The following is a 22,006-nucleotide window of genomic DNA, read 5'->3' on the forward strand; positions in this document are numbered from 1 at the left end:
TTTTTTCTTATGCTTGTAATTCTGCAATTCTTGATTCAACTGTTTTGCGTTGTTCTGAGTAATCTGCTTGTTTTTTCTTTTCTTCTTCAATTACGTGTGCTGGTGCTTTGGCAACAAAACCTTCGTTGCTAAGCTTTTTGTCGACACGTTCGACTTCTTTTGTTAAGCGTGCGTGCTCTTTCTGCAAACGAGCAACTTCCTCTTCAATGTTCAGTAGGCCAGCAAGCGGTAAGAAGAGCTCTACTCCACTTAGAACCTGAGACATCGATTTCTCTGGTGCTTGAATCGTGGTTGAGATGTCGAGTTTGCTTGGGTTACAGAATTTCTCAATAAATATTTGTCCTCGCTCTAGCTGGGCGAGCGTAGTGTCATTTCCTGGACGTACAAGCAGCTCAATTTGCTTGCTCATTGGTACGTTCAGCTCGGAACGGACTGCACGAACAGAACGGATGACTTCTTTAAGTTGGTTCATGTCATCAATGGACTCTTCAAAGATAAATTCAGTAAGTACAATCGGCCATTCTGAAACTGTGATCGACTCACCTTTGTGCGGAAGATGCTGCCAGATCTCTTCAGTGATAAATGGCATAATTGGGTGAAGCATTCTCATGGTTTGATCAAGAACATAAGCTAAGACAGAGCGTGTTGTTTTTTTCGCAGCTTCGTCCTCTCCGTATAGAGAGAGCTTTGCCATTTCAATATACCAGTCACATAAATCGTCCCAGATGAAAGTATAAAGCAGTCGGCCCACTTCGCCAAATTCATATTTATCAATAAGACGGGTCACATCTTTAATCGTTTCTTGCAGGCGTGTCAGAATCCACTTGTCTGCTACGTTTTTCTCGCCGCTAAGATCAATGTCATCATAACCCAAATCTTCCATATTCATGAGAGCGAATCGGGATGCGTTCCAGATCTTATTTCCGAAATTCCATGTTGCTTCGACTTTTTCCCAGTAAAAGCGCAAATCATTTCCCGGGGAACTGCCTGTTGTTAAGAAAAAGCGCAAGGCATCAGTTCCATATTTGTCAATAACATCATGCGGGTCAACACCATTGCCTAGTGACTTACTCATCTTACGTCCGTCCTCAGCACGAATTAATCCGTGAATCAATACGTCGTTAAACGGGCGTTCTCCAGTGAATTCAATTCCTTGGAAAATCATACGAGCTACCCAGAAAAAGATGATATCGTATCCTGTTACAAGGGCACTTGTTGGGTAGTATCGTTTAAAATCAATTGCTTCTTCATCTGGCCAACCCATTGTTGAAAATGGCCATAATGCTGAACTGAACCAAGTATCCAGTACATCATTGTCTTGATCCCAGTTTTCAGCGTCTTCTGGTGCCTCATGTCCAACATAGATCTCACCAGTTTCTTTGTGATACCATGCAGGAATTCGATGTCCCCACCAAAGCTGACGAGAAATACACCAATCACGAATGTTATCCATCCAACGTAGGTAGGTTTTTTCAAAACGGTCAGGGACAAAATTTACTTTGTCATCTGTTTTTTGTAATGCAACGGCTGCATCCGCAAGTGGCTGCATGTTTACAAACCATTGTGTTGATAAGTAAGGCTCAACAACTGCTCCACTTCGTTCTGAATGACCAACAGAGTGCGTGTGTTCCTCAATTTTAAAGAGAATTCCCTGTTCTTGTAAGTCTGCAACAATTTGCTTACGGCATTCGAATCGATCTAAACCGTTATATTGAGCCGCATTTTGGTTCATTGTTCCATCTTCATTCATGACAAGGATTCGCTCAAGGTTGTGGCGATTCCCAATTTCAAAGTCATTTGGATCGTGGGTTGGTGTGATTTTTACAGCACCTGATCCAAATTCCATGTCCACGTAATCATCTGCAACAATTGGAATCTCTCGTCCAACAATCGGTAAGGTAACGGTTTTCCCAATCAAATGTGCATATCGCTCATCCTTAGGGTGAACCGCTACAGCCGTATCACCAAGCATCGTTTCTGGACGGGTTGTTGCTACTTCTATTTCGCCACTACCATCTGTTAGTGGATAATTCATATGATAGAAAGCACCTTGAACATCTTCGTGAATAACTTCGATATCAGATAGAGCCGTTTTTGTTGCAGGATCCCAGTTGATAATGTATTCACCACGATAGATGAGTCCCTTATTATAGAGCTTAACAAAAACTTCATTTACCGCTTTTGATAGGCCTTCATCTAAAGTAAAACGTTCGCGTGAATAGTCAACTGAGATTCCAATTTTAGACCATTGGTCACGAATAAACTGAGCGTATTCTTCCTTCCACTCCCATGTTTTTTCGACAAATGCTTCTCTTCCTAAATCATAACGTGTTACGCCTTCTTCTTTTAGCTTTGCTTCTACTTTTGCTTGAGTTGCAATCCCTGCATGGTCCATTCCTGGAAGCCATAAGGTGTCGTAGCCTTGCATCCGTTTTGTTCTGGCTAAAATGTCTTGAAGTGTAGCATCCCATGCATGACCAAGATGAAGTTTTCCAGTTACGTTTGGTGGTGGAATAACAATTGAATAAGGTGTTTTGTTCTCGTCCCCTGTTGCTTCAAAGAACTTACCCTTTATCCAATAGTCATACCATTTTGCTTCAGTGTCTTTTGGGTTGTATTTGGTTGGCATTTCTTTTTTGTGTTGTTCCATACCTACTGCCTCCTTTTTTTTCATACAAAAAAACCCTCCATCTCAAAGGACGAAGGGTTTCGCGGTACCACCTTTGTTTGCAAAAGGCAGATAATCTCTACTTAATGCACACTCAATCTGTTAACGGCCAGCACCCGTCCTTGCTTACTGAATGTTCAGCAAGGCTGCTCACGGGCGACCTTCTACCTAACCTACCTGAGAAATCTTCCAAGCCAATGGACTTCTCTTTCTGTGAGGGGTCACGTATACTCTTCCCGATCTTTGCATGTCTATTTTAATATATATTATTCTATCTTGTTGCATCACTTTCGTCAATATTAGCATTGCCTATTTTTCCCGAGCTTAATCCGGTTTGTTTCCCATTCCACGCGAGTTCTGCATAGTATGTAAAAAAAGGGCGTATAAAAGGGGGATGTGCACGTGTTCCATCGAAATAAGCGGCCACCTTATTGTCCACCAAAAAACAAATGGGGACCATGGTCGTATCTAAAAGCAGTCTGCTATCAATGTCTTTTGCCTATCATTTGTTTTCAAGCCATTAGGACCTTACTGCTGCCAACTACTTTAGACTTTCTCCTGCTGGTTGCTTTGATTGTGCTCTACTGCTCGATTTCCTTGAATCTTTTTTAGAGGGGATCCCATCCACCTATAAATAAGATAACTTATAATAGCAAATAAAAGACTACTTATTGTATTTAAAGGGATGATGAGGATGTCGTCCCAAAGTGACATGCTCGCTATACAGAATCCAGTTCCGACAATCAAACTCAGCCATCCAGTTAGCTTTAAAATGAGCGGCCTATGTACGTTATGGCGATTGGTATGCACATAAGTCAGGATCGCTAATCCACCGTAACCAAATACGCCAAAAATAACAAACGGCATAATCGATGCATGGGTTAATGTCGCACCACTATTCCCATACGATGCAACACTGATAAAATGAACAGCAGCCTGTAACAGAAAAAAAGCAGCTAAGATCAAAAAACCAGTCCCAATCATCGAGAACAACATCGTGCGCCACACTACTTTGCTTATCTGACCAATTTCGCGATCAAAATACGATTGAATTTCGTCTCCTGTTAGATGGTTGTTACCTTCATTTTCTTTCCGCGCCAATACAGCTGCTTTTGGAATGTATGTAGCAGCTGGTTCGCTATGGCATTTGGCAATTGTTTTGTTTCAAGATACGTCTTCATTTCTTGATACCGTATTTGATCCTGCGCATTCAGATGTAGATCCTCTGAATAATCCTTCACTAAATCCTCGCCCATCACAGGTGCCTCCAATCAACCATATCAACTCTGTCTATCTTGATCACGGAGCAATACATACAGTATAAGGAAATTGGCTGAATTTCGCAACATGTCTAGGATAGAGTCTCATTGGATGCTGGTAGCAATCTTGTAGCTAATCGTTGTACCTTTCTCATCGCAAGTATTCTCTTTTCTAGCCTTTGCACATGAGCAAGCTCGCTCCAACCATTTTCCTTTTTAAGATAGGAATCCACTGCATACGCAATTGGTTCAGGAAAGCTTAAATAGCTGCATAATAACTGCTTCTCTTCATCAAGTAGCGGCAAATGATGTTCGTATCGTGCAAACAAGCGCAAGACTTCTTCATCTGACCACTGAGCATATGGGAAGCTATACCGGCAAAAGGTGGCTAGATCACGTGCAGGTGTGTCCAAGCTTACTCGTTCGAAATTAATGAGTAAAGGTTCATTTTCAGGAGTAAATAAGGCGTGACTACGGGACAGACGACCATGATTTAGTACACTTCGGTATTTGCCTTTCTCTTTCGCTGCCTCATACCAGTCATTAAGCTGTGCTTTTGCCACTTCCGCCATCTGGTCAAGTGTATGGATGTGTGTTAAAAAGGTCAGTTCAAAAGGGGACATATAAATCTTTTGTTCAGCCTGATCAGCAAAATGAATTAACTGAAGCTGGCGTGCTTCCCACTTTTTCAATAACTCTCGATAGGACTGCTCTAATTGCTCCAGAGAAAGCTCTTGGGTTTTGACTGTAATTCGATGAATCACACCCATTTGATCCATAAGCTTCTCTTCCATTGACTCTCTGGCTGTGTATTCAGGAGACTCAATCCACGGCATTAGATAATAACTCGCATTACCTATCGTGATCGTGTATTCTCCGTATTTCGTTGGGATAAGTGGTACAGACTGTTTGTAGCCAAGTTTGGTTAATCGATGCATGGCGTGAACAAGCTCATCGGCTTGCGCTTGAGATAAGGTTGTCTCTTTAAGAGCAAACATGCCTCTTTGAGAGGTTAATTTTTTTACTTTACCTGCTCCAATCTCTTCAATCTGATCTGGATAAATATCGTAATGAAACAAGATGGTCTCAAACGGGTACTCTACAGACTGATTCATGAGTGCTACTTCCTCCCATCCAAGCCAGTCGGCCACGTCTTCTACTAATCGTTTTGATATGTTCCATTCTTCCTGACATGTGTGAATGGTTGATTTAATCAAATCAACTGATTGGTTTCGCAAATCTAGTTCAAGGATAGGTAGCAGTTCATATGGGATAAGACATTCAGCGAGTAAGAGTCCACCTTGAATTTTTGAAAAATCAGGAAAAACATCTTCGATAGCATCTAAAAAGTTGGAGATTTTCTCCGTAGGATGCTCTCTGTACCACTCACGTATAAACAGTTGAATGGATCGATAGCCTTGTTCTGGGTATTGATCTCCCCCAACCCAATGTAACATGCCGTGTATCGTTTTTGCGTGCCCACCTACTTGTAGTCGGTCTATGAGAGGTAATGGATTTTCTTGTGAGCGTTTTGATCGAATATTGTTTGCTTTTTTTAGACGAGTTTTTCCTTCATGAATCATATCTCTGAGAGCTTGGTTGAAGTGCAAGTGGAAAACGCCAGATCTGTTTTTCTAGCTTCATGAGATCTGGTTCCTCATTCACCACAGGTTTGATCTCAAGCTTAGTTTCCAATCCATACCGAATCATTAAACCTACTAAGGTTCCCCATACCTGTCCATTTTCTTGCTGACTAAATGCTTGTGTGATTTCATCATGGACCGATACCCGAGAAGAGTTCCAGGGAATGAAGGAATCTCCATCTTTTGTCCGAATCATTCGGTCAGCTAGCATAACTGGAGCGAGATAACAGTGATCGCGCCAGTTAATGTGCCAGTCCAAAAGATCTTGATCCTCCCAAAATCTAATTCTTTTTAATCCGTGATCTGTTTCAATGATTTCCTCACTCAGAGATACTGCATTTTTCCAGCCATATTGCTGCTTAAGCTCCTCCAGCAGGTCCATGATGACTCCTCCCTTCATGGCTTATGACTGAACCGGAATGTAGAGAATCTGCCCCGCTTCAATTTGATCAGCCTCTAAACGATTGGTTCGAATTAGCTGACTTGTTGTCACATCATAACGATCTGCTATTGTATCTAGGGATTCATCTTCTTGAATGATGCACATTTTTAATCTTGTAAATTGCTCATCGCTTTTCGCCATCATGCCTGTTAAATAAAGCGCATTCTCTTCTCTTTCCGCTTTTACCTCTTGAGGCTGATCTTCGTTTTCATCGATCTCTACTTCTTCTGTTTGTTGTCGTTCGATGTTTGGCTCAGACTGCTGTGGAGCGAGGGTGATCCGTTGCAAGTCTGAGTAGCTAGCTTGCTCTGTCACTTCACTAGGAGGTTCCACTTGCACTTCCACTCGTTCAACTGAGTCATCGCTTGCTACTGTGCTAGTTGGAGTCGGTAATTGATAGGCTTCATAAGAAAAAGATGTATCTACAACCTGTTCGTCTTCCTCTATTCTGTTTGGTTCATCTTGAACATCCTCTGGCTGATCCTCCTGACTGCTAAGCTCGTCTGCCCCAGTCATACCACTAATCGAGATATCGGCTGTTAACTGAATGCAGCTTTTGTCAGGCACATCATAGTCAAACGACTCCACTTCTACATAGATATCCTGCAAATTTTGAATACGATCTAATGGAATCGTGACATCAATCGGGAAAAAGTGCTTTAAGTCTCCTCTTCCGTTCTCTGAAATACGCACTTCCTCAATGGAGCGAAACGACGCTTGTTCACGGTACCCATCGTCTTCATTCTGCTCGGAGTCTTGATCTTGGTTTGAATCTGCCAATAGGTATTCTCCTACTAACCTTAATCCACCTACAATGCTTACTTGATTGCCTTCTTCCTTAATGGCAATCTCCGGAGAAAGAGACATACCGAGAATTTCTTCTATTTCCTGACCTTTGTTCAGCCACACCGATTCTTCTACCGTCAGCGTTAATTTTGAGGGATGCTCCTGCGCCATACTAACTCCTCCTTATCAAATCAAATCCATTTACACTCGTACCTATACAATCCGTACATGGAAATCCTATGCGGCAAACAAGGGGATTATGACAAAAAAGAGACTGACAGAAGTATACGGATAATTTATAGAGACGAATGATTCTAAATGAGTGTAGTAGTGAAAGGGGAATCTGCAGACTCATCGCTCCCGGATGTGAGAGCTACAGAATTTTAATAAATTATTACTGGGTATATAACGTCAAAAATAAATGGAGATTGTTGGATTGGTGCGTGTCCTAACTTTAGCCTGACTCTCTTTTTTAATGAACAAAAAAACCAACCCATTATGTGAGCTACTCAACATAATGGGTCGGTTTTGGTGGTACTTAAACACTCTTGTCCTGATCCTATTCTATTCTCGCAAATGCACGTTCTGCTGCTGCAATTGTTGCTTCGATATCTGCGTCAGTGTGTTTTGTTGATAAAAACATTCCTTCAAACTGTGAAGGTGGTAATGAAATACCTTCTTCAAGCATGTATCTAAAATATTGAGAAAAGATTGCTAGATCTGAGGTTTGTGCTTTTTCAAAACAATCTACTTTCTCATTGGTGAAAAACAAGCCAATCATTGAGCCTGCACGATTAATATGATGTGGAATTCCGTGTTTTTCAGCGGCTTTTGTCAAGCCTTCTTCTAGTCTTTTTGCTTTAGCAGCAAACACTTCATAATCCGCTTCAGACAGCTGAGATAATGTTTCATAACCTGCTGTCATTGCCAATGGGTTACCAGATAGTGTTCCTGCTTGATAAATCGGTCCACTTGGTGCAATTTGCTCCATGATTTCACGTTTGCCACCAAACGCTCCAACTGGAAGCCCACCGCCTATTACTTTTCCAAGGCAAGTCAAATCAGGTGTGACACCATATGTTCCTTGTGCACAATGGTAGCCAACTCGAAATCCGGTCATTACTTCATCAAAAATGAGTAGTGTGCCATTTTCCTCAGTTAAGCTGCGTAATGTCTCAAGAAAACCATCTTCAGGAGGCACAACACCCATATTCCCTGCAACTGGCTCCACAATGACCGCTGCCAGATCATCACCAAACTCCTTAAAAGCATAACGAACACTTTCGATATCATTGTACGGTACTGTTAACGTGTTTTTAGCCACAGCTTCTGGTACACCAGGACTGTCAGGTAAACCTAAGGTTGCAACACCTGATCCTGCTTTAATCAACAACGAATCTCCATGCCCATGATAACAGCCTGTAAATTTTAGAATCTTTGAGCGCCCTGTAAATCCTCTCGCAAGTCTGAGCGCACTCATCGTTGCTTCTGTACCTGAGTTAACCATCCTCACAACTTCTATAGAAGGAACTCGATCAATCACAAGTTCAGCAAGTTTTGTCTCTAATTCACTTGGTGCCCCAAAACTTGTTCCTTTTTCGGTTGTCTTTTTAATCTGTTCAACCACTTGTGGATCCGCATGTCCTAAAATCAGTGGTCCCCAAGACAACACGTAATCAATGTATTCATTACCATCAATATCACGGATCTTTGACCCACTGCCGCTTTCCATATACACAGGGTTCATATCCACTGATTTAAAGGCACGAACTGGACTGTTCACACCACCTGGCATTAGTGGTTTTGCTTGTTCAAAAGCAGCTTTTGACTTTGAGAAATTCATGATTCATTCGCTCCTTTCATCCACCTTACTGCGTCCTTCGCATGGTAGGTTAAGATCAAATCTGCCCCCGCACGTTTCATGCTAAGTAATTTCTCTAGTACAACTTCGCGCTCGTTAATCCAACCATTTTGAGCGGCAGCCTTCACCATCGCATATTCACCGCTGACATTATAAGCTACTAGCGGTACACCTGAAAAATTCTTTACTTCACGAATAATGTCAAGGTAGGACAATGCTGTTTTACAATTAAGAAATCAGCGCCTTCATTTAGATCGGATTCAGCTTCACGTAATGCTTCTTCGCGATTTGCAGGATCCATTTGATACGTTTTCCGATCACCAAAGGAAGGAGCTCCATGTGCTGCATCTCGGAATGGACCATAAAAAGCTGATGCATATTTAACCGAATAGGCCATAACTGGTACATGTTCAAATCCAGCCTCATCTAAACCATGTCGAATAGCTGTTACAAAACCATCCATCATATTAGATGGTGCAATAATATCCGCCCCTGCTTTTGCCTGAGAAACAGCCGTTTGCGTTAAGATTTGCAGGGATGGGTCATTATCAATTTCATTATCTTTAATCACACCACAATGCCCATGATCGGTAAACTGACATAAACATGTATCAGCAATGACTGTCAGTTCAGGGTAGGCTTCTTTTATAAGCCGTGTTGCTTCTTGCACGATTCCATGATCGTGAAATGCAGATGAACCCTCAGCGTCCTTTTCTCCTGGTAGACCAAAAAGAATAATAGAAGGGATGCCTAAATCGACAACTTCTTTTACTTCCTCTAGTACTTCATGTAATGGCCATTGAAAAACACCTGGCATCGAAGCGACCTCTGTTTTTTCACTACCTGTTTCTTTAACAAAAATCGGATAAATAAAATCATCCTGATCTAATTTCGTTTCTCTTACCATTCTGCGTATAGACGCTGATTGTCTTAATCTACGGTGCCGATCAAAATCCAATTTTGTCATGAATGTTCACTCCTTTTTAAACGAACAAGCTCTTCTACCATTGCTTCAGTAGTAAAAATCTCTGGAACTGCAGCGACACACAGTCCGTTTTTTCTAGCTTCTTCTGCTGTTATGTTACCAATACAAACAATTTTTGCATCAGGGAATAAGTGACTTACATCATTCGTTAGTTGCTGTGCGATTTCTACATAATGACGAACAGTAGACGAACTTGTAAATGTAAGAAAACTTAGCTTGGTTTGCTGCCTGACGAGATGTGTAATCGTATCCTTTGCAACACTTGGAAAAAAAGTTTCATATACAGGTAAATCGTTCACCTTACGTTCGGCTTGAACAAGCCGTTTTGCCAGAAGCGGTCGAGCAAGATTTCCTCGAGGAATTAAAATCGTATCTCCTTTGTTTGTTTGCTCTAATATGGCTTCTGCCAATGATTCTGCTTCATATTTTTTCGGTAACAGATGAATGTCTAATCCGAACTTATTTAATTCACTAGCAGTTTGCGAACCAACTGCGGCAATCTTTGCAGAGTCACGAAGTTTTATACGATCCTCTTCAGACAGATGCTCTAAAAAAAATCTTACACCGTTTACACTCGTAAAAATCAGCCACTTAAATGAACTAAGTTTAGCTAATACTTCCTTTAGTTCCTTTTGTTCTGCCATTCTCCGCACGTTAATCAAAGGGACTTGTAGAGCTTGTCCTCCCACCTGCTCAATTTGCTTAACAAAGCGAGCAGACTGAAGTGGTGCTCGTGTGACAAGAACCTTAGCCCCATGTAGGGGACTAGGAGTCAAGTTCACTTTTTACCTTTTCTAAGATTTCTTCTGCCCCTTGTTCTAACAAGGCAGCGGCAACAGATTCTCCAAGCTCAATCGGAGAGCTACCTGTTTGTGTATCGTGTATTAACACTTTGCCATCTGGTGAACCAACTAAACCAGTAAGCGTGATCTGATTGTCTTTGATGATGGCATAACCGGCAATAGGTACCTGGCAGCCTCCCTCAAGGGTGTGTAAAAAACTACGCTCTGCTTTAACCGTTTGAGAGGTAATAGGGTCATTAATTTTTGCAAGTAAGCCCATTAGTTCTTGGTCGTCACTGCGACATTCTAAGCCAAGTGCACCTTGTCCTACAGCAGGAACACATACTTCAGGCTCTAGAAATTCTGTCACAAAATCGTCTGGATATCCTAATCGCTTTAATCCTGCTGCTGCAAGAACAATAGCACTGTAGGATTCTTCTTTTAACTTTCTAAGTCTTGTTTCTACATTTCCACGAATCCATTTCACTTCAAGATCAGGACGTTTAGCCAAAATCTGCGCAGAACGTCTCAAACTACTTGTTCCCACAATGGCTCCAGCAGGTAAGTCAGCTAGTGAAACATGGTCTTCTGAAATGAGTACATCTCTAGGGTCTTCACGTTCTGTAATGGCAGCCAGAGAAAACCCTTCTGGCATAACAGATGGGACATCCTTCATACTATGAACAGCCAAATCAATTTCACCATTCTCAAGCGCTTGTTCAATTTCTTTAACAAACAAACCTTTCCCACCAACCTTTGATAAGGTTACATCAAGAATTCGATCACCCTTTGTGACAATCTCTTTTACTTGAAAATCATAGGGCATCCCTAACTGTTTCAGTTGCTCTATCACCCATCTTGTTTGAGTTAATGCCAGATTGCTTCTTCGTGTTCCCAGTATAATTGTTCGCATAACTGCCTCCATTCATCCATTTCAAGCGTTGTTACGTCCATATGTGAAAGCTAGAATATTGCCCTGATAGAAAATAGTTTATTAATAGTACTAAAAAAGCGCCAACATTTAGAAGTATTGTCTGGTATCCTCTTTTGTAGTTTACCACACGCTGGTAAAGATACGCTCCATATACGATTAGTGTCAAAATGGAGGTGATGATCTTCACATCAAACCACGGCAACGTATCATTTTCAACAGACGCCCATACAAAGCCGAATATGACCCCAATAAGCATCAGAGGAAACCCAACAGACACCGTTAAAAACGAAAATCGTTCTAAAAATGGAAACGAGCCAAATCGTTCGAGCCTTTTGCTCCATTTTTTCTTTTTTAACATCTGATGTTGAAGAACATATAACACTGAAAACGAGAAGCTTAATGTAAAAGCCGTGTACGATATCAAAATAAAGCTAATATGTAACACAAGCAACTCTGACTGAAGCATACTTGCTAAATAAGCTGGAACCTCTGTATGAGGCTTAAACAAACTAATCGTCATCATACTAAAACCAACAACATTCATAACGAGAATCAAAAAATCAACTTTGAATTTCAAGTTAATAACAAGTGAAATCGTCACAAGACTCCACGCATAAAAAAAGAGCCCTTCAAATGGGGTGACAATCGGAAATCTCCCCATTTCCAGTGCTCTCAGAACAAAATAAACTGTCTGTAAGCTCCAGACAATAGAAAGCAACCAGAAAGCAACCACGTTGGCTTTCCGGTTGTTAAATAGAAAATCAATAAAGTATCCGAGGACACTAAAGCTGTATAAAATAACAGTAATAGGATAAATCCAAGCTCATAGTAGGAACTCCTTATTAGGAGCGAACAACCGCCTTTTCTTCAGTAGAAACCGCAGCATAATCCAACTGCTTGCTTTGTTCCCATTGATCCTCTGCCGCCCGCATACAGGCTTGTTTTTCTTGCTCGGCTAACTCCATCTCAAGAGCAAACATCTTAGTAACCAGATCTAGTGAATCCTCTGAGTCACCTTCACAAGCAAGCTCTTTAATACGGGTTATTGGATCACGTAGCAATTGATTCACAATACTTTTTGTATGCTTGCGTAAGACTTTGCGGTCACGCTCAGATAGATGTGGCAGTTTCCGTTCAATACTTTCCATCGTATCAGCTTGTACAGCCAAAGCTTTAGAACGCAAGGCTGTAATCACTGGTACAACCCCTAATGTATTTAACCATTGATTAAATTGTACTAACTCTGCTTCTATTAAAAGTTCGATCTTTTCAGCCTCTTTTTGTCTCTCGGCCAAGTTCGACTCCACAATATTTTGCAGATCATCAATATCATATAGATACACATCATCAAAATCTGCAATCGCAGGATCAATATCACGTGGGACCGCAATATCAACAATAAACAACGGACGACCTTTTCTCTTTTTTAATGCAAAAGAAACATCTTTTTTTGTCACAACAAAGTCACGCGAACCAGTTGAACTAATAAAAACATCTGCTTCTACAAGTGCGTCACCAAGCTCTTGAAATGGTCTAGCAATTCCAGAAAAACGGCTCGCTAATTCTTTTGCTTTTTCTTCGGTACGATTAATAACCGTAATCTCAGAAGCGCCATTGGAATGTAGATGCTTAGCAGTCAGCTCACTCATTTTACCCGCACCAAGAACTAAGACATTCTTTTTATCAAAGCTACCAAAAATTCGTTTTCCTAACTCCACACCCGCATAGCTAACAGAAACAGCTTGATGTGATATATCCGTTAGTGAATGTGCCTTTTTGGCAAATGTGACGGCTTGCTTAAAGAGTTCATTAAAAATAGTACCGGTCACTTGTTCAGTTTGAGCAAGTAAAAACTGATTTTTAATTTGACCCAAAATCTGAGTTTCCCCAAGAATCATTGAATCCAGTCCTGCAGTCACACGCATAAGGTGTTCTACAGCAACATCGTTTTCTTTTATATGGAGATACGGTGTGATCTCCTCTTTTGAAATATCAAACCAATCCGACAGAAATGTTTTCGTAAAATGCCGACCAGTATGAAGCTGATCTGCTACGACGTACACTTCTGTCCGATTACAGGTAGATATGATTACACATTCTAGTATGCTTTTTGACACACGTAATTGTTTTAAAGCAGCGGGGAGCTCCGTATCCTGAAAGGCAACTTTTTCTCTCATCTCAACCGGGGCTGTTTTATAGTTTAATCCCACTTGTATTATGTGCATGTGTCGCTCACCCCAAAAAATATTACGGTCCAAACTCTTATCTATTAACGTTGTACTCGGTTACATCCTTTATAAGTATAACATGTACTATGGCATTCTCATCGTAATTTTATGTGAACTTTTTAGTTCATTATGCTACCATAAATTCAAGTCTAACAAACTGACCTTGTTAATGGTATGCCTTTTGCGTAATCAGTGCAAATGATCTGCTTAAAAGTCATTAATGAATCAACGGAGGAATGTCACCTGCGAAAAGTAAAATCAATAAACATTATGCCCGCTATTATTTTAATTGGACTTGGAGCCTATTATCTACTTCAGATGTTTCCACTTCCCTATGCCGATCAGCTCCTGACTTGGCCGACCATTCTATTTATCATTGGAATATCGCTACTGTTTCAGAGTAAATATGATGGATTTCTGTCGTTTCCCGCTGCCTTACTTGTCGGTTTAGCTATTCATTTTCATGGATTAAATTGGCTCTCTTTCTGGCCGAGTCATATCGGTATGTATCCTCTAATTATAAGTATGTCCTTTTTATTCCTTTATACTCGAACAAAACACCAAGGACTTATCCCTGGCATTGCGTTATTTTTACTCGCTTTGTATATGCTGTCGCCATGGAAGCCTTACCTGCAAAATCCTGCCTTCCTTCCATTTGGTGATTATTTTTGGCCGATTGTTTTGATTATCATTGGCGTTGTGCTTTTATATCAGAAGAAGAGGTAGTGAATCCATTCGTCGTTTGGGTTTTACGATTAAGAGAGGAACGGGATTCTGTAGTCACACCGCTACCGGGATGGCGGGCAAGTCTCGCTGGGCGGGCGCCAGCCTAATCTGGCTAGCGCCATCTTATTTCAACCTTGCCCTTTAGTCCCGCTGGAGTCGGCCTCCCCATCCCGTCCGCTTTGAGAGAGCGTCTGATTTTTATTAGCTATTATACTTGATTAAGTTTTGTTTCTTAGTAAAACATCGAGATCGAGACAAGGCAAGTCGCGAAAGTTTTAAGAATAAAGGACAAGAAGGGTACATTTGAAGCGAGATTAAAAATCGAACAAAAAGAAAGACCTAACAGAAATTTTTCAAAGGATGATTAAAATGAAAAGAACTACGGTTTTTATTAGTTTATTCAGTTCTATAGTAATAATAATAGGTGGAGTCCTTATCTTTAGATTCTTTACAGGAAGTCAAGCTATGCTAGATAAAACAGGTGATGCTACTTATGTGCACCTAATTGAGGATCGTCAATATCAACCTGGTGAAATTAAAAATATACGAACCGTTTATAGTTGGAAAGATACTCGTGAAAATGCTTATAATGCGTATGTTGAGTTTGCTGATGAACCTGGAAGAGAATACGAGTATATATATAATGACAATCAGGGAATAAGACAAACAGGAAGCTTAGATGGAGAAGGAAATCACGTAGAATAAGTAATAGTAAAACTTTAATCACACAATCAATTAGGACTACGCTGATTGGAAGCAAATCAATCTCCCTTAAAAATCAACACACAAAAAAAACAGAACCATTATGTGAGTTAATCAACATAGTGGTTCTGTTTTTTTCTTAAATCACTTTTTGAATCGTACGCCATGCTGTTTCTCTGCCGTAACCTGTTTCTGATGAAAAGAGAATGAGTTGGTCTTCTTCTCGTTTACCAAGCTCGTCTTTAATAATGTTGAGATGCTTTTGCCATTTTGATTTGGGGATTTTATCACATTTGGTTGCGATTAAGATGACCGGGATCTCAAAATGGATTAACCAGTCATACATGAGCTTGTCCTCTTTTGAAGGTTTATGTCGCGAGTCAATTAACAAGACAACACCTTTAAGCTGCTCACGTTCCATAAAAAACTGCTCGATCATTTTTCCCCACTGATCACGCACAGATCTAGCAACCTTAGCAAATCCGTATCCAGGTACATCAACAAAATGAATCTTTTCATTAATTTCATAGAAATTAAGAGTTTGAGTTTTGCCTGGTTGACCTGAGGTCCTAGCCAAGCTTTTACGGTTTATCATTTTATTAATAAAAGAAGACTTCCCAACATTAGACCTCCCTGCCAAGGCAATCTCCGGCAGAAAGGTATTTGGATACTGTTCAGGTTTGACGGCGATGTGCGCAAGATCAACCTTTGTTATTTTCATTTATATTTCTCCTAAAGCGTGTTCCAACACCTGATCAAGGTGTGACACGAGAATAAATTGAAGTTCATCGCGTACACTCTTTGGAATATCGTCTAGGTCCTTCTCATTATCTTGTGGAATAATAATGGTCTTAAGACCTGCACGATGCGCACTCATTGATTTTTCTTTTAAACCACCGATTGGTAATACTCGCCCTCTTAGGGTGATCTCACCTGTCATGCCGACTTCTCGTTTGACAATTCGTCCGGTTAGTGCAGAAATTAGAGCCGTTGCCATCGTTATACCAGCTGATGGCCCATCCTTTGGTGTAGCTCCTTCAGGAACATGAATATGAATATCCATGTTTTCATGGAAGGAAGAATCGATATTTAATTGATTGGAGCGAGAACGAATGTAACTAAATGCTGCTTGTGCAGACTCCTTCATAACATCTCCGAGCTTACCAGTTAAAGTCAGTTTACCCTTGCCAGGAACAACTGATACCTCGATCGATAACGTATCTCCACCAGCTGATGTATAAGCAAGACCTGTAGCAGCGCCAATTTGATCTTCTACTTCAGCTAAGCCATAACGAAAACGCGGCTTACCAAGCATGGTTTCAACTAGTTGCACTGTAACGTTCACTCGTTTTTTCTCACCAGTTACAAGCATTTTGGCTGCTTTACGACATAATGTCGCCATTTGTCGTTCCAAATTACGGACACCTGCTTCGCGAGTATAATAGCGAATGACCTTTTCAAGCGCATCATCGGTTACACGCATTTTATTTCCATTTAATCCATGCTCTTTGATTTGTTTTGGCAGGAGGTAGCTCTTTGCAATTTGCTTCTTCTCAAGCTCAGTATATCCAGCTATTGAGATGATCTCCATCCGATCTAAAAGCGGACCAGGAATCGTGCCTAGATTATTTGCCGTTGTCACAAACATCACCTTAGATAAATCATAAGGCTCTTCAATGTAGTGATCACTGAATGTATTGTTTTGTTCCGGATCAAGTACTTCTAAAAGTGCTGAAGAGGGATCTCCTCTGAAGTCTTGAGCCATCTTATCTATTTCATCTAATAAAAATACTGGATTAACCGTTCCAGCTTTTTTCATCCCTTGAATAAGGCGACCTGGCATCGCACCTACATATGTGCGTCTGTGGCCACGTATTTCAGCTTCGTCTCGAACTCCACCTAATGACATACGCACAAACTCACGATTTAGAGAGCGGGCAATAGAGCGCGCTAATGAGGTTTTTCCGACACCGGGAGGACCAGTTAGACATAGAATAGGACCTTTAAGCTCTTGAGTTAACTGACGAACAGCTAAATACTCCAATACTCGTTCTTTTACTTTTTCAAGACCATAGTGATCTTCATTTAAGATTTCTTCTGAACGAATCACATCAAGCTGATCATTTGTTTCTTTCACCCATGGAAGTTGGATAAGCCAATCTAAATACGTGCGTAATACTGAGCTTTCAGCAGAGCTTGCAGGCATTTTTTCAAAGCGATCTAATTCCTTAAGTGCTTTTTCCTTTGTAGTTGGAGGCATTTCAGTCGCTTCAATCTGCTCTCTGAGACTGCTCACTTCCCCAGTTCTACCATCTTTATCTCCAAGTTCTTTTTGAATGGCTTTCATTTGTTCACGTAAATAATACTCTTTTTGCGTTTTTTCCATAGACTTCTTCACGCGTTGACTGATTTTCTTCTCTAATCCTAAAACTTCCTGCTCATTATTTAAGATATCAATCAGTTTTACTAACCTAGCATGAATGGAGCTTGTTTCAAGAAGATCTTGTTTTTGCTGCAGTTTGAGTGGCAAATTAGCAGCAATTACATCAGTTAGACGCCCAGCTTCTGTGATATCGGCAACCACAGCCAACGTCTCAGCCGAGATCTTCTTCGAGAGTTTGGAGAACTGTTCAAACATCGCCATGACATGTCTCATCATCGCTTGTACTTCTGCTGTCACTTCTGTATCCTGCTCGTCAATCTTTGTAATCTCAACATGCAGGTATTTTTCATTTGTTATATATCGTTCAATTTTTGCTCGTTGAAGTCCTTCTACATGGATACGAACTGTACCATTTGAAAGCTTTGTCATTTCATTCACACGAGCTAATGTACCAACTGTATAGATATCATCTTCTGTTGGTTGGTCTAGCTTTATTTCCTTCTGAGTAGACAGAAAAATCTCTTGGTCATCTTCCATCGCTTGCTGTAAGGCCTCTACGGACTTCGTTCTTCCAACATCAAGATGAAGAACCATCTTTGGAAAAACCAACAATCCCCGCAAAGGCAGAAGCGGAATATGCCGTTTCTTTTCTGTTTCGACCATCCGCAAACACCTCCGAATTCCTGTTCCAGACAAAATCAGACGAGGATTAGTTTCTCCCTAGACCCTAATCCTCGTGCTGTTATCGTAGTCTATGCGTTCTTTACGTTTTACGCGCACACATATGGGCAATTCTTTTTCGTAACAAATAGCTTACTAATCATATCCAAGCACTTTCTCAATTCTATCTTATCCAGGTTTTTTTGTCTATTTATACAGATGTAGCAACGGAATCATCCAGCTTTGCCTGTGCAGGGATCGTTTCTTCTTTCACGGATGGAAGTAAGGCAAGCTCCAAGACTTCATCAAGAGTTCTTACAGGAATCACTTCTACTCCTTGAATTTCTTGTAGGATGGTCTCAGCATTTTCAAAAGGAATGAGGACTTTCGTTGCCCCTGCAAGCTTTGCCGCCTCAACCTTTGCTACTACGCCACCAATCGGCTTCACGTGACCTCTGATACTGAGTTCTCCAGTCATGGCTAGGTCATGCCTAATCGGTTGTTCGTGAATAGCTGAATAGATACCACAGGCAATCGCGATTCCAAGCTGAGGGTCCATCAACCGGCCCGCCTCCTGGGAAGTTCACATGGATATCATAATCAGACGTAGGAAGGCCCATTCTGCGTAAAACGGTTACCACATTTTCAACCGAACCTTTGGCCATGCTTTTTCTACGAATGGAGCGTGCTTGCGTTCCCGTACTCTCCTCTTCGGCAATACCTGTAATATTAATCGATCCCTTTTGCAAATGTGGGATGACATTCACCTCTATCTCAAGTAGTGCACCCATATTTGGACCGTAAACAGCTAATCCATTTACTAAACCAATTACAGACTCTTCATGAATTCTTTTCTCTGGACGTGGAGAAACCTGCCAAGCATGAAGCACCCATTCAATATCACTCACAGTAATCACCTTACGTCCATCAGCTAATGAGAGACCAGAAGCAATTTGAATAATATTTACGGTTTCGCGACCATTTGTAGCATATTTTGAAATTTTGCTTCCAGCTGTTTCCTCGAGTTCAAACTGAATTTTATCAGCAGCATTTTTAGCAATTTTTAAAATTTCCTCAGGCTTTAGTGCTCGAAAGTAAACTTCCATACATCTTGAACGGATCGCAGGAGGAATTTCTTCTGGGCGTCTTGTTGTGGCTGCAATTAAGCGAAAATCAGCCGGCAGTCCTTTTTGAAAAATCTCATGAATATGTTTAGGGATTTGCTGATTTTCTTCACTATAATAGACACTCTCCAAAAAGACTTTCCGATCCTCTAGTACCTTCAGCAGTTTGTTTTGCTGGATAGAGTGAAGTTCGCCAATTTCATCAATAAATAAAACTCCACCGTGAGCTTTAGATACTGCTCCCTGCTTCGGCTGTGGTATCCCTGCCTGACCCATTGCCCCTGCCCCCTGATAAATGGGATCGTGAACAGAACCAATAAGCGGATCAGCAATACCACGTTCATCAAAGCGGGCAGTCGTTCCATCTAATTCAACAAATACCGCCTCTTTTGCAAAAGGAGATCCAAGCATGAGTTTTAGCTTCCTTTAGAACAAGTCTAGCCGCTGCTGTTTTTCCTACACCAGGCGGGCCATAAATAATAACATGCTGTGGATTGGGACCACATAACGCTGCTTTTAAAGCGCGAACCCCTTCCTTCTGGCCAACAATATCTTCAAATCCTGTTGGACGAACTTTCTCAGACAAAGGCTCAGACAAGCTAATTGCGCGCATTTTTCTCAACTGTTCCATTTCTTTTTTGGATTCTTTGTCAATACTCACTCGTTGGCTACGTTGCCCCTTTAACAAATTCCAAAAATAAAGCCCAATCACAACTCCAAAAAACAGCTGTACCATTAAAACTATACTTGTCCAATTCACACTATTTCCTCCTGTCACTCACTAATCTTTGCTTAGTATGACCGAACCAGTGTGGACTCATTACCGCATATTTGACTATCTAATAGTAATTAATGGAAGAGATTGAATGATGCATGTGGATTAACAGGAGAAGGTAAAGAATTTAAAGTGCTTAAGCCATTCTAAATGAGGGTGAGCCTACGGTGATTGAGTGTACTTTATGTAGGATAAGAGGGGAGATATAGTTAAGTAAGCAAGATATCAGTAATGAGCGCCTGTTATTGGTAATGACCGCTCGTTATCGGTAATCACCGCTCGTTATCGGTAATGAGCACCCGTTATCGGTAATCAGCGCAAACAAAAAACGATCCTATAAACAGGATCGTTCTTTGTTTTTTCAATTACTTTTCATTAAGCACTTTCTTTTGGTTCTTTATTTGAGATGGTAATTTCTGTTCCATCATCTGTTTTTAGAATTGGCTCTGCGCCTTCAGTGATACATTTGTCGTGAATGATACATTTGACAATATCTTCTCTAGACGGTAGGTCAAACATAACATCAAGCATAATGCCCTCAATGATTGAGCGTAATCCACGTGCTCCTGTTTTGCGCTCAATGGCTTTATTTGCAATTTCAGTTAATGCATCTTCCGTGAACTCAAGCTCAACATCATCAAGTTCAAGTAACTTCTGATATTGCTTCACTAACGCATTTTTTGGTTGCGTTAAAATTTCAACAAGTGCTTGAGAGTCAAGTGGCTCTAAGCTAGAAATAACCGGCAAACGACCGATGAATTCTGGAATTAAACCAAAACGCAATAAATCCTCTGGAAGAACTTTTGCTAAGTATTCACCCGGCTTTAGCTCGTCTTGTTTGGTATCCGATCCAAATCCAATAATCTTTTTACCAAGACGACGTTTGATGATTGCCTCGATACCGTCAAATGCTCCTCCGCAGATAAATAGAACATTTGTTGTATCAATTTGAATAAATTCTTGATGAGGGTGCTTACGTCCACCTTGAGGCGGCACACTTGCAGTTGTTCCTTCAAGAATTTTCAACAGCGCTTGCTGAACACCTTCACCAGAAACATCACGTGTAATCGAAGGATTCTCAGATTTACGTGCTACTTTGTCAATTTCATCGATATAGATAATTCCTTTTTCTGCTTTCTCTACATCATAATCTGCTGCTTGGATCAGTTTAAGAAGAATATTCTCAACGTCTTCCCCAACATAGCCAACTTCCGTTAGAGATGTAGCATCAGCAACAGCAAAAGGAACATTCAGAATGCGTGCTAGTGTTTGAGCAAGCAACGTTTTACCGCTTCCTGTAGGTCCAATCATACAAATGTTACTTTTAGCCAGTTCAACCTCTTCAGAGCGGCTCAAAGAATTAATTCGCTTGTAATGATTATAAACCGCTACAGATAGTGATTTTTTGGCGCTACCTTGGCCAATAACATAATCATCTAACACTTCGCAGATTTCATATGGTTTTGGAATCTCTTGAAACTCTACTTCTTCTTCCGTTCCAAGCTCTTCCTCTACAATCTCTGTGCATAGTTCAATACATTCATCACATATATACACACCTGGTCCCGCAACAAGCTTGCGGACTTGGTCTTGAGTTTTTCCACAGAAAGAACATTTTAATTGTCCTTTTTCTTCGTTAAACTTAAACATGAGATCACCCCTCACAAAATATTGTATCATTCGCACTAATGTCATGACTATTTATATAGCTTCATCATGGATAGCACCCTAATTTCTAGAACCAAATTCCTCTTCAATGATTTCTGTACACATCTCTACACACTCATCACATATATACACACCTGGTCCGGCAATAATCTTACGGACTCGATCTTGCGTTTTACCGCAAAAAGAACACGATTGCTCTTTCTTACTTTGATTAAACACGAGATCACTCCTATAAACTAAACGATTTATCTAACAGATACAACTAATAAACCTTATACCCTTTGTTATGGTGTGATGAGTTTCAGCTATTGTAGCACAATTTCAATTGCCCTACACTCATTAACTACTTCTATGTACGTTTCTTTTAAAGCGTCTGTCAT

The 22,006-nt window shown here is 40.8% G+C and carries 17 protein-coding genes, 3 pseudogenes and 1 other annotated feature; of the genes and pseudogenes, 3 read left to right on the top strand and 17 right to left on the bottom strand.

Annotation, left to right across the window (positions count from 1 at the left end; all coding sequences use genetic code 11):
- Positions 1-7: 7 nt before the first annotated feature.
- Positions 8-2,650, bottom strand: coding sequence for a valine--tRNA ligase (locus tag NDM98_RS06575; protein ID WP_251608989.1), 2,643 nt, complete (start codon positions 2,648-2,650; stop codon positions 8-10).
- 42 nt (positions 2,651-2,692) lie between these two features.
- Positions 2,693-2,921 (bottom strand) — a binding site (T-box leader).
- A 149-nt stretch (positions 2,922-3,070) separates the two neighbouring features.
- On the opposite strand from NDM98_RS06575, the gene NDM98_RS24900 reads away from it, so the two are divergent.
- On the top strand, positions 3,071-3,280 hold the full coding sequence (locus tag NDM98_RS24900; protein WP_506324395.1) for a YszA family small membrane protein: 210 nt from the start codon (positions 3,071-3,073) through the stop codon (positions 3,278-3,280).
- Here the strand turns inward: NDM98_RS24900 and NDM98_RS06580 are convergent.
- The 11 genes and pseudogenes from NDM98_RS06580 to hemA form a co-directional block, all read right to left on the bottom strand.
- Complete coding sequence (locus NDM98_RS06580) at positions 3,215-3,769, bottom strand: hypothetical protein (protein WP_251605578.1); 555 nt, start codon at positions 3,767-3,769, stop codon at positions 3,215-3,217. The two genes, NDM98_RS24900 and NDM98_RS06580, sit on opposite strands and share 66 nt — an antisense overlap.
- Complete coding sequence (locus tag NDM98_RS06585) at positions 3,733-3,924, bottom strand: hypothetical protein (protein WP_251605580.1); 192 nt, start codon at positions 3,922-3,924, stop codon at positions 3,733-3,735. Before NDM98_RS06585 ends, NDM98_RS06580 begins: the two co-directional genes overlap by 37 nt.
- 95 nt (positions 3,925-4,019) lie before the next feature.
- The gene (gene ysxE / locus NDM98_RS06590; protein WP_251605582.1) at positions 4,020-5,537 is read right to left on the bottom strand and encodes a spore coat protein YsxE; all 1,518 of its coding nucleotides are present in this window, start codon (positions 5,535-5,537) and stop codon (positions 4,020-4,022) included.
- Positions 5,500-5,952, bottom strand: a complete 453-nt coding sequence (locus tag NDM98_RS06595) for a hypothetical protein (protein WP_251605584.1) — start codon at positions 5,950-5,952, stop codon at positions 5,500-5,502. The genes ysxE and NDM98_RS06595 overlap by 38 nt, the downstream gene beginning before the upstream one ends.
- 21 nt (positions 5,953-5,973) lie before the next feature.
- On the bottom strand, positions 5,974-6,969 hold the full coding sequence (gene spoVID, locus NDM98_RS06600) for a stage VI sporulation protein D (RefSeq protein ID WP_251605588.1): 996 nt from the start codon (positions 6,967-6,969) through the stop codon (positions 5,974-5,976).
- 388 nt (positions 6,970-7,357) lie between these two features.
- A complete protein-coding gene (gene hemL, locus NDM98_RS06605) occupies positions 7,358-8,644 on the bottom strand; it encodes a glutamate-1-semialdehyde 2,1-aminomutase (RefSeq protein ID WP_373370395.1) in 1,287 nt (428 codons plus the stop codon).
- A pseudogene (gene hemB, locus NDM98_RS06610) lies at positions 8,638-9,626 on the bottom strand (porphobilinogen synthase). Before hemB ends, hemL begins: the two are co-directional and overlap by 7 nt.
- Entirely contained in the window at positions 9,623-10,426 is an 804-nt protein-coding gene (locus NDM98_RS06615; RefSeq protein WP_251605593.1) for a uroporphyrinogen-III synthase, read from the bottom strand. The pseudogene hemB and the gene NDM98_RS06615 overlap by 4 nt, the downstream one beginning before the upstream one ends.
- Entirely contained in the window at positions 10,410-11,339 is a 930-nt protein-coding gene (gene hemC / locus NDM98_RS06620) for a hydroxymethylbilane synthase (RefSeq protein WP_251605596.1), read from the bottom strand. The genes NDM98_RS06615 and hemC overlap by 17 nt, the downstream gene beginning before the upstream one ends.
- A 31-nt stretch (positions 11,340-11,370) precedes the next feature.
- A complete protein-coding gene (locus NDM98_RS06625; RefSeq protein ID WP_307728701.1) occupies positions 11,371-12,021 on the bottom strand; it encodes a cytochrome C assembly family protein in 651 nt (216 codons plus the stop codon).
- Between the two features lie 181 nt (positions 12,022-12,202).
- On the bottom strand, positions 12,203-13,585 hold the full coding sequence (gene hemA, locus NDM98_RS06630) for a glutamyl-tRNA reductase (protein WP_251605599.1): 1,383 nt from the start codon (positions 13,583-13,585) through the stop codon (positions 12,203-12,205).
- A gap of 201 nt (positions 13,586-13,786) precedes the next feature.
- Here hemA and NDM98_RS06635 point away from each other — a divergent pair, with 201 nt between their 5' ends.
- Together NDM98_RS06635 and NDM98_RS06640 are read left to right on the top strand one after the other, a co-directional pair.
- Complete coding sequence (locus NDM98_RS06635) at positions 13,787-14,314, top strand: LiaI-LiaF-like domain-containing protein (protein ID WP_251605602.1); 528 nt, start codon at positions 13,787-13,789, stop codon at positions 14,312-14,314.
- Between the two features lie 369 nt (positions 14,315-14,683).
- Complete coding sequence (locus tag NDM98_RS06640; protein WP_251605605.1) at positions 14,684-15,019, top strand: DUF3139 domain-containing protein; 336 nt, start codon at positions 14,684-14,686, stop codon at positions 15,017-15,019.
- Between the two features lie 136 nt (positions 15,020-15,155).
- Here NDM98_RS06640 and yihA read toward each other — a convergent pair whose 3' ends face one another.
- The 5 genes and pseudogenes from yihA to NDM98_RS06665 form a co-directional block, all read right to left on the bottom strand.
- Positions 15,156-15,737 carry a ribosome biogenesis GTP-binding protein YihA/YsxC gene (yihA, locus tag NDM98_RS06645; RefSeq protein ID WP_251605608.1) on the bottom strand — a complete coding sequence of 194 codons (582 nt, stop codon included), beginning with the start codon at positions 15,735-15,737 and terminating at the stop codon, positions 15,156-15,158.
- Positions 15,738-18,062: an endopeptidase La gene (lon, locus tag NDM98_RS06650; RefSeq protein ID WP_251605610.1), complete on the bottom strand. Its 2,325-nt coding sequence runs from the start codon at positions 18,060-18,062 to the stop codon at positions 15,738-15,740.
- Positions 18,063-18,270: 208 nt separating this feature from the next.
- A pseudogene (gene lonB / locus NDM98_RS06655) lies at positions 18,271-19,943 on the bottom strand (ATP-dependent protease LonB).
- Positions 19,944-20,333: 390 nt separating this feature from the next.
- Positions 20,334-21,608, bottom strand: a complete 1,275-nt coding sequence (gene clpX, locus NDM98_RS06660; RefSeq protein ID WP_251605612.1) for an ATP-dependent protease ATP-binding subunit ClpX — start codon at positions 21,606-21,608, stop codon at positions 20,334-20,336.
- A gap of 87 nt (positions 21,609-21,695) precedes the next feature.
- Positions 21,696-21,845 (bottom strand): annotated as a pseudogene (locus NDM98_RS06665) (ClpX C4-type zinc finger protein); the annotation flags it as partial.
- Positions 21,846-22,006: the final 161 nt, after the last annotated feature.

Source organism: Alkalicoccobacillus plakortidis (assembly GCF_023703085.1).
Classification (GTDB): domain Bacteria; phylum Bacillota; class Bacilli; order Bacillales; family Bacillaceae_D; genus Alkalicoccobacillus; species Alkalicoccobacillus plakortidis.

Bases quoted from the DNA above. Each gene is read 5' to 3' on its own strand.
- NDM98_RS06575 (WP_251608989.1), bottom strand. From the start codon at position 2,650: ATGGAACAACACAAAAAAGAAATGCCAACCAAATACAACCCAAAAGAC.
- NDM98_RS06585 (WP_251605580.1), bottom strand. From the start codon at position 3,924: ATGGGCGAGGATTTAGTGAAGGATTATTCAGAGGATCTACATCTGAAT.
- NDM98_RS06595 (WP_251605584.1), bottom strand. From the start codon at position 5,952: ATGGACCTGCTGGAGGAGCTTAAGCAGCAATATGGCTGGAAAAATGCA.
- spoVID (WP_251605588.1), bottom strand. From the start codon at position 6,969: ATGGCGCAGGAGCATCCCTCAAAATTAACGCTGACGGTAGAAGAATCG.
- hemC (WP_251605596.1), bottom strand. From the start codon at position 11,339: ATGCGAACAATTATACTGGGAACACGAAGAAGCAATCTGGCATTAACT.
- NDM98_RS06625 (WP_307728701.1), bottom strand. From the start codon at position 12,021: ATGGGGAGATTTCCGATTGTCACCCCATTTGAAGGGCTCTTTTTTTAT.
- hemA (WP_251605599.1), bottom strand. From the start codon at position 13,585: ATGCACATAATACAAGTGGGATTAAACTATAAAACAGCCCCGGTTGAG.
- NDM98_RS06635 (WP_251605602.1), top strand. From the start codon at position 13,787: ATGATCTGCTTAAAAGTCATTAATGAATCAACGGAGGAATGTCACCTG.
- NDM98_RS06640 (WP_251605605.1), top strand. From the start codon at position 14,684: ATGAAAAGAACTACGGTTTTTATTAGTTTATTCAGTTCTATAGTAATA.
- yihA (WP_251605608.1), bottom strand. From the start codon at position 15,737: ATGAAAATAACAAAGGTTGATCTTGCGCACATCGCCGTCAAACCTGAA.
- lon (WP_251605610.1), bottom strand. From the start codon at position 18,062: ATGGTCGAAACAGAAAAGAAACGGCATATTCCGCTTCTGCCTTTGCGG.
- clpX (WP_251605612.1), bottom strand. From the start codon at position 21,608: ATGTTTAAGTTTAACGAAGAAAAAGGACAATTAAAATGTTCTTTCTGT.